The sequence below is a fragment of the Mycobacterium sp. NGS18 genome (genome assembly GCF_059813185.1).
Map to the genome: position 1 here is coordinate 99,870 of NZ_JCALEC010000004.1, position 12,896 is coordinate 112,765.

At 66.8% G+C, this 12,896-nt stretch carries 12 protein-coding genes; 9 read left to right on the forward strand and 3 right to left on the reverse strand.

Annotated features, from left to right (window positions below; all coding sequences use genetic code 11):
- The first annotated feature begins 88 nt into the window (after positions 1-88).
- The 3 genes from AC5Y31_RS09620 to AC5Y31_RS09630 all read left to right on the forward strand — a co-directional run bounded on the left by AC5Y31_RS09620 (position 89) and on the right by AC5Y31_RS09630 (position 2,572).
- On the forward strand, positions 89-427 hold the full coding sequence (locus AC5Y31_RS09620) for a DUF2563 family protein (RefSeq protein WP_499979944.1): 339 nt from the start codon (positions 89-91) through the stop codon (positions 425-427).
- The gene (locus AC5Y31_RS09625; protein ID WP_499979945.1) at positions 409-1,905 is read left to right on the forward strand and encodes a putative alpha/beta hydrolase; all 1,497 of its coding nucleotides are present in this window, start codon (positions 409-411) and stop codon (positions 1,903-1,905) included. Before AC5Y31_RS09620 ends, AC5Y31_RS09625 begins: the two co-directional genes overlap by 19 nt.
- A 196-nt stretch (positions 1,906-2,101) precedes the next feature.
- Positions 2,102-2,572 (forward strand): hypothetical protein, encoded by a 471-nt coding sequence (locus tag AC5Y31_RS09630; protein WP_131810510.1) that lies wholly within the window; start codon positions 2,102-2,104, stop codon positions 2,570-2,572.
- Between the two features lie 7 nt (positions 2,573-2,579).
- Here the strand turns inward: AC5Y31_RS09630 and AC5Y31_RS09635 are convergent, their stop codons facing one another.
- Positions 2,580-3,488, reverse strand: coding sequence for an oxygenase MpaB family protein (locus AC5Y31_RS09635; protein ID WP_065023136.1), 909 nt, complete (start codon positions 3,486-3,488; stop codon positions 2,580-2,582).
- A 67-nt stretch (positions 3,489-3,555) separates the two neighbouring features.
- Here AC5Y31_RS09635 and AC5Y31_RS09640 point away from each other — a divergent pair, with 67 nt between their 5' ends.
- The gene (locus AC5Y31_RS09640) at positions 3,556-4,203 is read left to right on the forward strand and encodes a TetR/AcrR family transcriptional regulator (RefSeq protein ID WP_065023092.1); all 648 of its coding nucleotides are present in this window, start codon (positions 3,556-3,558) and stop codon (positions 4,201-4,203) included.
- Here AC5Y31_RS09640 and AC5Y31_RS09645 read toward each other — a convergent pair.
- The gene (locus tag AC5Y31_RS09645; protein ID WP_499979947.1) at positions 4,200-4,775 is read right to left on the reverse strand and encodes a VOC family protein; all 576 of its coding nucleotides are present in this window, start codon (positions 4,773-4,775) and stop codon (positions 4,200-4,202) included. The two genes, AC5Y31_RS09640 and AC5Y31_RS09645, sit on opposite strands and share 4 nt — an antisense overlap.
- Positions 4,776-4,863: 88 nt before the next feature.
- Here AC5Y31_RS09645 and AC5Y31_RS09650 point away from each other — a divergent pair, with 88 nt between their 5' ends.
- From AC5Y31_RS09650 to AC5Y31_RS09665, 4 genes are all read left to right on the forward strand, one after another.
- The gene (locus AC5Y31_RS09650; protein WP_065023090.1) at positions 4,864-5,520 is read left to right on the forward strand and encodes a TetR/AcrR family transcriptional regulator; all 657 of its coding nucleotides are present in this window, start codon (positions 4,864-4,866) and stop codon (positions 5,518-5,520) included.
- Positions 5,517-6,473 (forward strand): 2-hydroxyacid dehydrogenase, encoded by a 957-nt coding sequence (locus tag AC5Y31_RS09655; protein ID WP_499979948.1) that lies wholly within the window; start codon positions 5,517-5,519, stop codon positions 6,471-6,473. Before AC5Y31_RS09650 ends, AC5Y31_RS09655 begins: the two co-directional genes overlap by 4 nt.
- A 32-nt stretch (positions 6,474-6,505) precedes the next feature.
- A complete protein-coding gene (locus AC5Y31_RS09660) occupies positions 6,506-8,707 on the forward strand; it encodes an acyl-CoA dehydrogenase family protein (RefSeq protein ID WP_499979949.1) in 2,202 nt (733 codons plus the stop codon).
- 134 nt (positions 8,708-8,841) lie between these two features.
- Positions 8,842-9,882, forward strand: coding sequence for a TQO small subunit DoxD (locus tag AC5Y31_RS09665; RefSeq protein ID WP_499979950.1), 1,041 nt, complete (start codon positions 8,842-8,844; stop codon positions 9,880-9,882).
- 27 nt (positions 9,883-9,909) lie between these two features.
- On the opposite strand, the gene fadD2 is transcribed toward AC5Y31_RS09665, so the two are convergent.
- Positions 9,910-11,580, reverse strand: coding sequence for a long-chain-fatty-acid--CoA ligase FadD2 (fadD2, locus tag AC5Y31_RS09670; protein WP_065023087.1), 1,671 nt, complete (start codon positions 11,578-11,580; stop codon positions 9,910-9,912).
- Positions 11,581-11,647: 67 nt separating this feature from the next.
- On the opposite strand from fadD2, the gene AC5Y31_RS09675 reads away from it, so the two are divergent.
- The gene (locus AC5Y31_RS09675; protein WP_499979952.1) at positions 11,648-12,895 is read left to right on the forward strand and encodes a DNA polymerase domain-containing protein; all 1,248 of its coding nucleotides are present in this window, start codon (positions 11,648-11,650) and stop codon (positions 12,893-12,895) included.
- Position 12,896: the final 1 nt, after the last annotated feature.

A 12,896-nucleotide genomic window follows, 5' to 3' on the forward strand; every position in this document is an offset into this window, starting at 1 on the left:
GGGATGAGCGTACCGGCGGCCAGGCGGGTAGCCGCGGGATCTTCGCCGGGTGAATTGACCCTCGCTGCGCCGGCTGCCAGAGTTGTCGATGACTGACCTGAGAGGGGTTGCGGTGTTTGTCGATCCGGCGATGCTGCAAGCAGGGGCGTCGGATTCTCACAGTGCTGCACAGCATGCCCAGGCCGGGGCAGCGTCACTGGGTCAGAACGCCGTCGCTACCGGCATTTTCGGGAGCTTCGGAGCCGCCGACGTCTTCCACCAGGCGCTCTCGGCCAGCCACTCCGAGCACATCACCACCCTCAACGACCACCACCGGACGCTGGCCGATCTCGCCGACAAAGCCCACCTGGCCCGGCGCGGATTCACCGACATGGACCAGGCCAACGCGGCCGAACTTCGCGCGGTGCGGTGCAACTCCAGCACATAAACCTGGCGCTGCTGATCGAGGCGGCCGGCGGCGACCCATGGCAGGTCAACAACACCTTGCAAAGCGGTAGCCCGGCCGTCGTCGACGAGCTGGCGCAGGCATTTCACGACGCCGGGTCATGCACCGCCGAGTCCAGTGCGGCGTTCGCTCAAGCCCGCCAACGCTTTCACGCGGCCTGGAACCGGGAGAACGGCGAACATCCGATCAACGACTCGCTCGAAGTGCAGCGCGCCACCACCACCTTGCATCTCCAGCAGACCCAGCTCACCGCGATCGGCACCGATCTGGAGAATGTCGCCGCTGCGCTGGCCGAGGCCCAGAAGGCAGCGGCCGCGAAGATCAATGCGCTGGAGATCCAGCTCCAAGACATCGACAATCGCATCGGCATGTACCAGGAGGCGCAACTCGACACCGCCGAGTTGGAGCAGGTGGCGATCGACGACACCGCCGGAATCCTGCATCAACTCGAAAAGCTGCGCGACGACTACGCCACCGTCCTGCAAGAGGCCACCAGCAAACTGCTCTCCGATGGTTACGATCCGGCACCTTTGCACGGCTATGACGGCGACGGCCAACCGAACCAAGACCAGCAGGCCGATCAGGCTGCCGGGATTTACGGCACCACCCAACGTGATCGCGACCAGGAGTTGGTGAACAGCCCCGGCGAGATGACACCCGAGAAAACTGCCGCCGCCGCGCGGTTGCGTGACTATGCCACCGCCACGGATCCGGCCGCCGATCCTCAGGCTCGACGCCTGGCCGGTGACCGCCTCGAGGACTGCCGCATGGCCCACTTCATCGGCCCGCTGCCGGTGGACCCGGTGCTGGGTGGCGATGCGCGAAGCAACGCCGCCAACCGGCTGGACCTACAACGCCGCCTGGAATCCGGGGCGCTGCACCCCGACCTTTCACCAATGACACCGGACCAAGCCACCCGAGCCCTCGACGACGCCGAAGCGGCTGCCCGTGCGTTTGCTCTCAACAGCTTCGCCGACCGCCTCCGCAATAGCGGCGTCTCCTCCGGAGGTGTCCAACAGGCCATAACCGCCATCAAGAACGGGACACCGCCCAGGGAGTTCTTCAACCAGCTTTCGAATGCAACTTCCGCTGTGGGCGGAGGCTTGGAGACGTACGGCGTAACGGCTTCCCCGGTGCGTCACGGCTTCGACCCCAGCGCATTCACCAAAGCCGATGCCGAAGCTCTGACGAAATTCGGCAAACATCTGGGCGGCGCGGGTACCGCACTGGATATCGTTTTGACCGGCAAGGACATCAACAACGGCACCGTCTCGCCCGGGCGGGGCCTTGCAGAATTGGGTGGTCGTACGGCGGGTGGTGCAGCAGGTGCGTGGGGCGCCGGGCTATTGATGTCTTTTGTGGTCGCCCCGGAGATTGCTGTGCCCGTCGTCGTGGCTGGAGGGGTGATCGGAGGATCATCGGTGGGCCAATGGCTTGTCGATAAGGGCTTGGGGTACTGACATGGGGAACGGGTTTCTCGTAGCGGCCGGCCTGTGCGTCGCGGTGGTAATCAGCTTGGCGTGGCTGAATCTATCGCTCCAACTGCAGCGTCGCATCTACTGGTGTTGCACGCTCCTCGCATCCATGTTCTCCTTTCTATCGGCCTACCCGAACTTGCAGTTGGGCCTAGGACTCGTCGCTTTTACATTTTTCGCAATGACAGCCCTGGCATTTCGCTGGACTCCGTACATTCGGGTCAACGGTAGGATCTACGCGCTCCGCGCCAACGATGTGAATGCCGAAGCGGAGAACCCGTCCGGCCCGCGGAAAGGCAACAGTCGGAGGCTCAGCCTCGAAGAATGGCTCGCGACCGCGCGCGGAGTGTGGTGGTTTGTTGCGGCAATATGGTTGGTCTTCGACGCTTCCATCGCGGGTTCGCTCGTCCACGGTGGCCCGGTATTGAACGACGGACACGATCGAATAATGTTCGCGTCCATCCTCATATTCCTCTTTTTATTCGGCGTCGCCCTGGGATTCATTGAGGCGGTAAACGAATACCCCCTGGCGCAACGACAAACCCTGCAGTTCGTCATCGCGACGATCTCGTCGGCCGGCCTGTTCGCCGTGCTCTACCTGACGTCCTACTACCTGACGGCGCTAACCAGGGGAAGCAGCAGCGGCGGTTAGCCGCACTTCACACCAGCGGCCGGCCCGTCCGCATCCGCCACCGCATGTCGGCCATCAGAGCGTTGAACGGGAAACGCCGCAGCGGCCCCGGCGTCACGTTGTTGACGATCCGCAGCAGTGCGATCAGGGCGTCGAACTGTCGCTGCTTGTCGGCATCCCACGACAGCCGCATCTCGTCGCGGAACCGTTGCGGCAGAAAGCCGGTCGTAATGAACAGCATCGGCCCTTCGACCAGCTTGTGCAGCGGGCCGGGCAGCGTCACCCCGCGCATCCGGACCGCGGCGATGCGATACAAGTAATCGCGGACCGGGCCGTCGATGTGGATGTTGGTGTTCAACTGGTCCTGCCAGTACTTATCGAACGCCTCCCGGTCCGCCGGCCACATCTCCTCTTTCATCTGCAATGCGGTGCCGAAGACCTTGGCCTCTTGGTAGTGGCGGTCGGCCGCCTCGTCGTCCATCTCGCCGTAGAACATCCGGTAGAGGTCGACCGAGCCTTTGTACAAACACGCCGCCACCCACAGCTGCAGTTCCGGGTCGAAGGCGTTGTACTTGACCGGGCTGCCCTTGCTGGAGCGGACCTGCCGATGGGACCCGTCGACCGCTTTGGTGAACGCCTGCCGTTCGGCCGCACTGCCCAGCGCCACCACCGCCAGATAGCCGATCGTGGTACGGGCCCGCTTGAACGGGTGCAGATCCGCGCGGCCGCTGTCGACCTTGCTCTCCAGCACCCCGTAGCCCACGCCCGGGCGTGCCAACTGCATGATCACGTTGGCCGAGCCGGCCATCAACGACAAGCCGAACATGCCGTCGGACATGTCCACGCCGTGTCGCTGCTGGGGGGCGCGCCGGCGGGTCGGGTCCGGCGGCGCGCTGACCGGCCGCTCCACCTGCTCAAGCCCTGCGCCTGTCGTCATTGCCACCACCCCATTTCTGAGAACGCTTGTTTCCTGATATTGGTCCGCATTCGGCCTCGGTGTCAAGATGGTGGGCATGGTCTCCACGAACGTCTCGGGGGCGCGCCCGTACGGCGGTATCGACGCCGCCGACCGGCTCGCGTCGCGCCGCGCCAAACTTCTCGAGGCCGGACTCGACCTACTCGGCGCCGACGTTCCGCAGGCCGCCGAGTTGACCGTGCGGGGCATCTGCCGGCAGGCCGGCCTGACCGCCCGCTACTTCTACGAAAGCTTCGCCGACAAGGACGAATTCGTCAGCGCGGTCTTCGATACCGTGATCGCCGACCTGGCCGCGAAGACCCAGGCGGTCGTGCAGTCGGCGCCGCCCGACCAGCAGACCCGGGCCGGCATCGCCAACATCGTGCGAACGATCGCCGGCGACGCCCGGATCGGGCGGCTGCTGTTCGGCGTGCACCTGAGCAACGCGGTCGTCGTACGCAAGCGGGTGGAATCCACTGCGCTGCTGGCGATGCTGTCGGGTCAGCACGCCGGCACCGCGCTGCGGCTGCCCGAGAACGACCGGATCAAGGCGGCCGGTCACTTCGTCGTCGGCGGGGTGGCCCAGACGATCAGCGCCTGGCTGGCCGGTGAAGTGCGGTTCAAACCGGAACGGTTGATCGAGCAGTTGGCCGCACTGCTGGACAAACTCGGCGATCCGGGGCTGTATCGGGACTAAGTGGCGGCCGGAACCCGCCGGTCGGCTTGGGTCTTCGGCGTGACGTGCTCGGAGTCTGCGGTGAACTCCTTTGTCCAGCAGGCGAACTCCAATGTGATCCCGTCCGGGTCGAGGAAGTAGAACGACCGCACGTAGACGCCGGGATGCAGGGTTGCGCTGACCTGAAAGTCGGACGTGTCGTGGTTGAGCACGGGGCCGACCCGCACACCCTTGTCCTTCAGCCGCTGTCGATAGGCGTCGAACTTCTCGGCCGGCACGTGGAACGCCAGGTGGTTCATGGTGCTCACCGCGCTGGTGATCTCTCCGACGCCCGGGATGGCGGCCGGCGATGAGATACCGGGGACGCGGTCGGGAGCGTCGGCGAACCAGAAGAACGCCACGCAGTCGCCGTTGCCGGCATCGAAGAAGAAGTGCTGCCCCATCCCGCCGGGCAGGTCGAGGGACTTGACCAGCGGCATGCCGAGCACGTTGCTGTAGAAGTCGACCGTGCGCGCCATGTCGGCGCAGACCAGCGCGACGTGGTTGATACCGCTGATCTCGAACTCGGTGTTGACTCCGTGCGGTTTGATCATGGCGACTCCTCTGGTCAAGACCCGGATCTGAATCTAACATCAGATTCAGTTGTGATCCAGGCCCCGCCTCGACAGAAATCGGTGATCGGTGTCGACCCTTTCCGAGCAACCCGCCCGCCGCGAACCGTTGCCCACCCAGCGTGGCCGGCGCACCCAGGCCGCAATCGATGCGGCTGCGCGCACCGTGATCGCCCGTAAAGGGGTGCTGGCCACCACCATCGCCGATATCGCGGCCGAAGCCGGCCGGTCGGCGGCGTCGTTCTACAACTACTACGACTCCAAAGAGGCCATGGTCCGGGAGTGGGCCCTGCGCTTTCGCGACGAGGCCGGCGAGCGGGCGTCCGGCGCGGTGCGCCACGGGCTGTCCAACCGGGAGCGGATCGAGCAGGCCGCCGCCGCGCACTGGTACACCTACCGCAACCGGCTGGCCGAGATGGTCGGGGTCTCCCAGCTGGCGATGGTCAACGATGACTTCGCCCGGTACTGGGCGGAGATCTGCGCGGTGCCGGCAACTTTCATCACCGAGATGGTGAAGCGCGCCCAAGCCGACGGCTACTGTGCCGATGACGACCCGGAACTGCTCGCGGTGGCGATCGTGTCGATGCTCAACCAGTTCTGCTATGTCCAACTGGCCACAGCGCGTCCAGCGGGATCCGAGTCAGACCTGGACGACGAAGCGTGCATCCGCACCTTGGCCAACGTCTTCTATCGGGCCATCTACGCCGAGCCGGTGGGCCAGCGGTGAGCTTGCGAGTCCTGGCGCACTTCGTCCCCGGCCCGAAGGTCAGCGATTTCGTTGCGCCCGAGTCTGATTGGCTGGACATCCGGTGGTGCGGCGCGGACGACGACACCACCTTCCGCCGGGAACTGAGTGATGCCGAGGTGATCTGGCATGTGCTGCGGCCGCTGACCGGGGAGGAGCTACGCAGCGCGCCGCGGCTGCGGCTGGTGCACAAGTTCGGCGTCGGGATCAACACCATCGACGTCGACGCCGCCACCCAATGCGGTATCGCGGTGGCCAACATGCCCGGCGCCAATGCGGCCTCGGTGGCCGAGGGCACCGTCCTGCTGATGCTGGCCGTGTTGCGCCGGTTGCTGGCGCTGGACCGCTCGACCCGGCAGGGCCGCGGCTGGCCCACCGATCCCGCTCTGGGCGAGCACTGCCGCGATATCGGCGGCTGCACCGTCGGTTTGGTCGGGTACGGCAGCATCGCCCAACGGGTGGCCGGGATGGTGAGCGCGATGGGCGCCCGCGTGCTGCACACCAGCACCGGCGACGATGGCCGGCCCGGCTGGCGGCCGCTGCCGGATCTGCTGGCCGAAGCCGATGTCGTGTCACTGCATGTGCCGCTCACCGGAGCGACCGAGGGATTGATCGACCGCGCCGGCCTGCAGCGGATGAAGCCGGACGCGGTGTTGATCAACACCTCCCGCGGCCAAGTCGTCGACGAACCCGCCCTGGCCGAGGCGCTGGCCGGCGGACGGCTGGCCGGCGCGGGACTCGACGTGTTCGCCGTCGAACCGGTCGGTGCCGACAACCCGTTGCTCGGCCTGGACAACGTGGTGCTGACCCCGCATGTCAGCTGGTACACGGCCGACACCATGCAGCGGTATCTGTCTGCGGCCGTCGACAACTGCCGCCGACTGCGCGACGGCCAACCCCTGACCCATGTCGTCAACCAACCGTCTGGTTGTTAGTTTGGCCACAGGCACAACCCGAAAGGCACATCATGGCGATAGCGATCACCTCTGAGCATCAGGACCTGGCCGATTCCGTGCGGTCGCTGCTGACCCGGGCGGTGCCGTCCGAGATGCTGCACGCGGCGATGGACTCTCCGATCGAGAATCCACCGCCGTACTGGCGGGCCGCCGCCGAGCAGGGCTTGGCGGGCGTGCACCTGGCCGAGCAGGCCGGCGGGCAGGGTTTCGGCATTCTGGAGCTGGCGGTGGTGCTGGCCGAGTTCGGCTACGGCGCGGTTCCGGGCCCGTTCGTGCCGTCGGCGATCGCCAGCGCCCTGATCGCCGCCCACGACCCGGCCGCCCCCCAGTTGACCGGCCTGGCCACCGGCGAGGTCATCGCCACCTACACGCTCAGCCCGGGTTTGACCGCCACCGCCCACGGTGACGGATTGGTGATTCGCGGTGAGGCGCGCGCCGTCGCGGCGGCCGCCGAGGCATCGTTGCTGGTGCTGCCCGTGGCGATCGACAGCGGTGCGGCATGGGTGGTGCTGGCCGCCGACCAACTCGAGATCGAGCCGGTGACCAGCGTGGACCCGCTGCGTCCGATCGCCCACGTGCGGGCCAACGGCGTCGAGGTCGCCCGGGCGGCCGTCTTGAACAACCTGAGCCAGGTGCGGGCCCAGGCGCTGATCTCCACCCTGCTGTCCGCGGAAGCGGTCGGCGTGGCCCGCTGGGCCACCGACACCGCCGCCGAGTACGCCAAGATCCGCGAGCAGTTCGGCCGGCCGATCGGCCAGTTCCAGGCCATCAAGCACAAGTGCGCCGAGATGATCGCCACCACCGAGCGGGCCACCGCCGCGGTCTGGGACGCCGCCCGGGCGATCGACGAGGCCGACCAAAACGGCTGGGACGAGGCCGCGAGTTCGACGGTGCAGTTCGCCACGGCCGTGGCGGCCACCCTGGCCCCCGACGCTGCGCAACACTGCACCCAGGACTGCATCCAGGTGCACGGTGGGATCGGCTTCACCTGGGAGCACGACGCGGGCGTCTATTACCGGCGGGCGCTGATCCTGGCCGCCTCGTTCGGCCGCCGCGCCGACTATCCCCAGCAGGTCTTGGACACCGCCACCGCCGGTGGCATGCGCAAGATCGACATCGACCTGGATCCGGAAACCGAGAAGCTGCGCACCGAGATCCGCGCCGAGGTGGCCGCGCTCAAGGCCCTGCCGCGCGAGGAGCGCACCGTGGCGATCGCCGAGGGTGGCTGGGTGCTGCCCTACCTGCCGAAGCCCTGGGGACGGGCCGCCGAACCGATCGAGCAGATCATCATCGAGCAGGAGTTCGCCGCCGGGCGGGTGCGCCGCCAGGGCATGGGCATCGCGGCGTGGCTCATCCCGTCGATCGTGGCGTTCGGCACCGACGAGCAGAAGCAGCGCTTCCTGCCGCCCACCTTCCGCGGGGAAATGGTGTGGTGCCAACTGTTTTCTGAGCCCGGCGCGGGTTCGGACCTGGCCAGCCTGACCACCAAGGCCACCAAGGTGGACGGCGGCTGGCGGATCAGCGGGCAGAAGATCTGGACGTCGGCCGCGCAGTTCTCCGCCTGGGGTGCCCTGCTGGCCCGGACCGACTCCTCGGTTCCCAAACACGATGGCATCACCTACTTCCTGCTGGACATGAAGAGCGAAGGGGTGACCATCAGTCCGCTGCGTGAACTCTCCGGCGGGGCGATGTTCAACACGGTGTTCATCGACGACGTGTTCGTCCCGGACGAGTTGGTGCTCGGCGAGGTGAACCGGGGCTGGGAGGTCAGCCGCAACACGCTGACGGCCGAGCGGGTCTCGATCGGCGGCTCGGAGATGCCGTTCCTGGCCAGCCTCGACGGGTTCGTGGAGTTTATGCGCGACGGCCAGTTCGATCAGGGCGAGCACCGCCGGGCCGGCGAATTGATCGCCGAGGGCCATGCCGCCAAGCTGCTCAATCTGCGCTCGACCCTGCTGACGCTGGCCGGACGCGACCCGATGCCGGCGGCGGCGGTGTCCAAGCTGCTGTCGATGCGCACCACCCAGGGGTACGCCGAGTTCGCGGTGGGCACCTTCGGCGGCGACGCCGCGATCGGCGACAGCGACCAGCTGCCCGGCAAGTGGGCCGAGTATCTGTTGATGAGCCGTGCCACAACCATTTACGGCGGCACGTCGGAGGTTCAGCTCAACATCATCGCCGAACGGCTGCTGGGGCTGCCCCGCGACCCGTAGTTCCGCGAGCAGTCGTGAAAGCCCCCAAATCTACTGGAATTTGGGGGCTTTCACGTCTGCTCGGCGCAAGGGGATTGCGCTGCTAGCATGGCGGGCGTAATTCGCCAGGAGACTACTGCACCGGGGCCGTCCACGTGAGCACTGACACCACCGAACGAAGCCGTATCACCGAAAGCCATTTCACGACCGCCGCCCTCTTCACACTGCCGGTCCGTCTGGTCATCGGATGGACCTATTTCTCCGCGTTCTGGCGCCGCGTCGGGATCGCCGACAAGTTGGACCCGAACCTGCCCGGCTATGTCGGCGAGAAGTTCAACCACTTTCTGCCGAACGCACTGGGCATCGGCCCGATCATCGAGTACCTGCTGACCCACCCCGCTCTGCTCGCCGCGGCGATGACGGTCTTCACCATCGTGGAAGGAATCGTCGGGTTCTGCGTGATCATCGGCCTTTGCACGCGAGTCATGAGCGTGGCCATCCTAGGATTGGCGTTCGGTATCTTGCTCAGCGCAGGTTGGCTGGGCACCACCTGTCTGGACGAGTGGCAAATCGGTATCCTTGGGGTGGCGGGCGGGTTGATGCTGTTTTTGAGCGGTGGCGGACGTTATTCGGTCGATCATGTTCTTTCCGACCGGTTCCCGAAGCTGGTGCAGCGAAAACGCCTGCGCTGGTTGGCTTCCGGCGAAATCAGCGTCCCGAAGCCGGCGGTGCTCGCCGGCTCAGTAGCCGTCCTGGCATTGGCGTTGTTCACCAACCAGCATTTCCACGGCGGGGTATACGGCCCGCTGCACAACAAATCAGTGGCACCGCAGATCGAGATCACCGATGCGAGCATCGCCGGCAACAGCCTGCAATTCCAGGTGTTCCGAACCGAAGGAGCCGACGTGTACGGCTCCTTCCTGATCGGGGTCAGCGTCCGCGACGACACCACCGGCGATACCGTCGTCCAGCTCGACGGCACCCAGCTCAGTCGGCTGCCCGAGGCGGCGATAGCCAACCGCTACGTGGCCAAGGTGAAACCGGGCGCGCACAGCCTGGTGGTCCCGTTGGGCGCGAAAGCGCAGCTGACGATCCCCACCGGGAAAACCCGGTGGGATGCCACCCACCGGTACACGCTCGTACTCACCGATATCAGCGGCGCCACTTGGGAACAGGCAGTCAGCATCGGCGCGTGAGGGTGCGCGAGCGTGCGCGAACCCGCCCTACAGCTCGCGGAGTTCGCGCTTGAGAATCTTGCCGGTCGGGTTACGCGGCAGCTCGTCGAGGAACACCACCTCACGCGGCACCTTGTAGCGCGCCAGGTGCTCCTTGACGTACATCTTGATGGCGTCCTCGTCGACGCTGGAGCCTTCCTTCTTGACCACGAAGGCGCGCAGCCGCGCACCCCACTCCTTGTCGTCGACACCCAGAGCGGTCGCCTCGACCACGTCGGGATGCCCGCTGATGAGGTCTTCGACCTCGGCCGGGAAGACGTTCTCGCCGCCGGAGACGATCATCTCGTCGTCGCGGCCGCTTACGTAGAGCAGGCCACGCTCGTCGAAGTAGCCGACGTCGCCGGAGGACAGCAGCCCGTCGATGATCTGCTTGCCTCCGCCGCCGGTGTAGCCCTCGAACGGGAAGAAGTTGCCGACGAAGATCCGCCCCACCTCGCCCTGCGGCAGATCGTGACCGTTGTCGTCGAGGATTCTGACCTTGACGCCCTTGACCACCTGTCCCACCGTCGCCGGGTTGAACTGCAGATCACCCGGATCGGCGATGGTGGCGAACGCGACCTCGGTGGAGCCGTACATGTTGTAGATCACCGGCCCGAGGTCCTTCATCGCCCGGGTGGCCAACTCGGCGCCGAGCTGGGAACCGGAGACGAACACGATCCGCAGCTGCGACAGGTCCGGTTTGGGGCTGGTCTTCTCCAACTGGTCCAGAATCCGCGACAGCATGACCGGGACGACGACCATGCCCGTCACCTTGTGCTTCTCCAGGTCCTCCAGCACGGTGGCCGGCTTGAAGCGCCGGCGCAGCACCAAGGTCGAGCCGAAGAACATCGCCAGGGTTCCGTGCAGGTAGCCCAGGGCGTGGAACATCGGCGAGGGTAGCGACGTCACTTCGCCGGCGCGGAACGGGACGTGCGACAGGATGCCGCCGATCGGCGCCAGCGTGGGCGGGGTGCTGCGGTTGGCGCCCTTGGGGGTGCCGGTGGTGCCGGAGGTCAGGATGATGATCGAGGCGTGCTTGGTGACCTTCGGCGCCGGCGCCTTGCTGCTGCGGGCGATCAGCTGGGCCAGCGTCTCGTCGGTGCTGCCCGACGGTTCCTCCGAATCCGGGTTGACGCCCAGCGCCCGCAGTTTGCCCAGCGGTGGGTCGGCCTGCGCGACCGCGGCGGTGTATTCGTCGTCGTAGATGATCAGCTTGGCGCCTTCGCGTTCGGAGACGTCCTTGATCTGCGGGCCGGAGAATTCGCTGTTCAGCAGGATCAGCCGGGCGCCGACCCGGGCGCAGCCGTAGTTGGCGATCAGAAACCAGCGGTGGTTGCGGGCCAGGATCGCCACCCCGTCGCCGCCCCGCACGCCCATCGCCACCAGGCCGTTGGCCACCGCGTTGGCGGCGGCGTCGAGCTCTTTGAAGGTGATACTGCCGTCGTCGTCGATGACGGCGAGGCCATTGGGGTTGCGGCGGGCATTGAGGGCCGGAATCATCCCCAGCTCGCCCCACCGGGCCCCGTCGGCGAGTGCGTTCGCGATGATGCGCGGCGACTCGAGTCTCACGGCACCGGATTCGATGACCTTGCGCAGATAGTGCAGCTCGGCGCTACCACGTTCGAAGTAGCGGCTGAGCGTGGTTACGGCCTGGCCGGGCAGGTCGGTGAGCTTTGCCATGGAGCAACCTTATGTGACTCAGGTCGCTGCCGGTCAGCGGATTCGACGTGATCGTTAGCATGGCTTCATGGCCGGCGGGTTGTCGCTGGAAGTGGCGGGACACCGGGTGGCGGTTACCCACCCGGACAAGGTGGTGTTCCCGGGCCGCGACGGCAGCGCCCCGCGCACCAAGCTGGACCTGATCCACTACTACCTGGCGGTGGCCGACGGCGCGTTGCGCGGCGTGGCCGGGCGGCCGATGATCCTCAAGCGCTTCGTCGACGGCATCGACGCCGAAGCCGTCTTCCAGAAACGGGCACCGGCCAAACGTCCCGACTGGGTGTCGGTCGCCGAACTGCGCTATGCCTCGGGCCGGTCGGCGCAAGAGGCCGTCATCGACGATGCGGCCGGGCTGGCCTGGGTGATCAACCTGGGCTGCGTGGATCTCAACCCGCACCCGGTACTCGCCGGCGACTTGGACCACCCCGACGAGTTGCGGGTCGACCTCGATCCGATGCCCGGCGTCAGCTGGCCGCAGATCGTCGAGGTGGCCATGCTGGCCCGAGAGGTACTGACCGACCACGGGCTGACCGCCTGGCCGAAGACGTCCGGTTCGCGGGGCATGCACATCTACGCCCGCATCGCGCCCCGCTGGCAGTTCGGTCAGGTTCGGCTGGCCGCGCAGGCGGTGGCCCGCGAGATCGAGCGGCGCGCTCCAGAGTTGGCCACCAGCCGGTGGTGGAAAGAGGAACGGCACGGCGTCTTCGTGGACTTCAACCAGAACGCCAAGGACCGCACCGTCGCCTCGGCCTACTCGGTGCGCGCCACCGCCGACGCCCGGGTGTCGACGCCGCTGTACTGGGGCGAGGTCACCGACGTCGACCCGGCGGCATTCACCATCGACACGGTCCCCGAGCGGTTCGCGCGCATCGGCGACCCGTGGGAAGCAATGGATGACTCCGTCGGCGACCTGGAGTCGCTGCTGGAGCTGGCCGACAAGCAGGGCCCGGCGGAGAAGGCGCCCAAAGGGGCCCGCAAGAACGTCGACGGGCGCCGCACCTCACCGCTGCCGCTGATCGAGATCGCCCGCACCAAAACCAAAGACGAGGCGATGGCCGCCCTGGACGTCTGGCGGGAGCGGCACCCTGCGGCCGCGAAACGGCTGGCGCCAGAGGACGTCCTGGTCGACGGCATGCGCGGGCCGAGCTCGATCTGGTACCGGATCCGGATCAACCTGCAGCACGTCCCGGCGGGGCAGCGCCCGCCGCAAGAGGAGTTGATCGCCGACTACAGCCCCTGGAAAAGCCAGCAGAGCGAGAAAGGCCAGAGCCGGTAGC

Coding starts and splice junctions, on each gene's coding strand:
- AC5Y31_RS09620 (WP_499979944.1), top strand. CDS start 89: ATGACTGACCTGAGAGGGGTTGCGGTGTTTGTCGATCCGGCGATGCTG.
- AC5Y31_RS09630 (WP_131810510.1), top strand. CDS start 2,102: ATGACAGCCCTGGCATTTCGCTGGACTCCGTACATTCGGGTCAACGGT.
- fadD2 (WP_065023087.1), bottom strand. CDS start 11,580: ATGGCAAAGCTCACCGACCTGCCCGGCCAGGCCGTAACCACGCTCAGC.
- AC5Y31_RS09660 (WP_499979949.1), top strand. CDS start 6,506: ATGGCGATAGCGATCACCTCTGAGCATCAGGACCTGGCCGATTCCGTG.
- AC5Y31_RS09640 (WP_065023092.1), top strand. CDS start 3,556: ATGGTGGGCATGGTCTCCACGAACGTCTCGGGGGCGCGCCCGTACGGC.
- AC5Y31_RS09635 (WP_065023136.1), bottom strand. CDS start 3,488: ATGACGACAGGCGCAGGGCTTGAGCAGGTGGAGCGGCCGGTCAGCGCG.
- AC5Y31_RS09675 (WP_499979952.1), top strand. CDS start 11,648: ATGGCCGGCGGGTTGTCGCTGGAAGTGGCGGGACACCGGGTGGCGGTT.
- AC5Y31_RS09645 (WP_499979947.1), bottom strand. CDS start 4,775: ATGATCAAACCGCACGGAGTCAACACCGAGTTCGAGATCAGCGGTATC.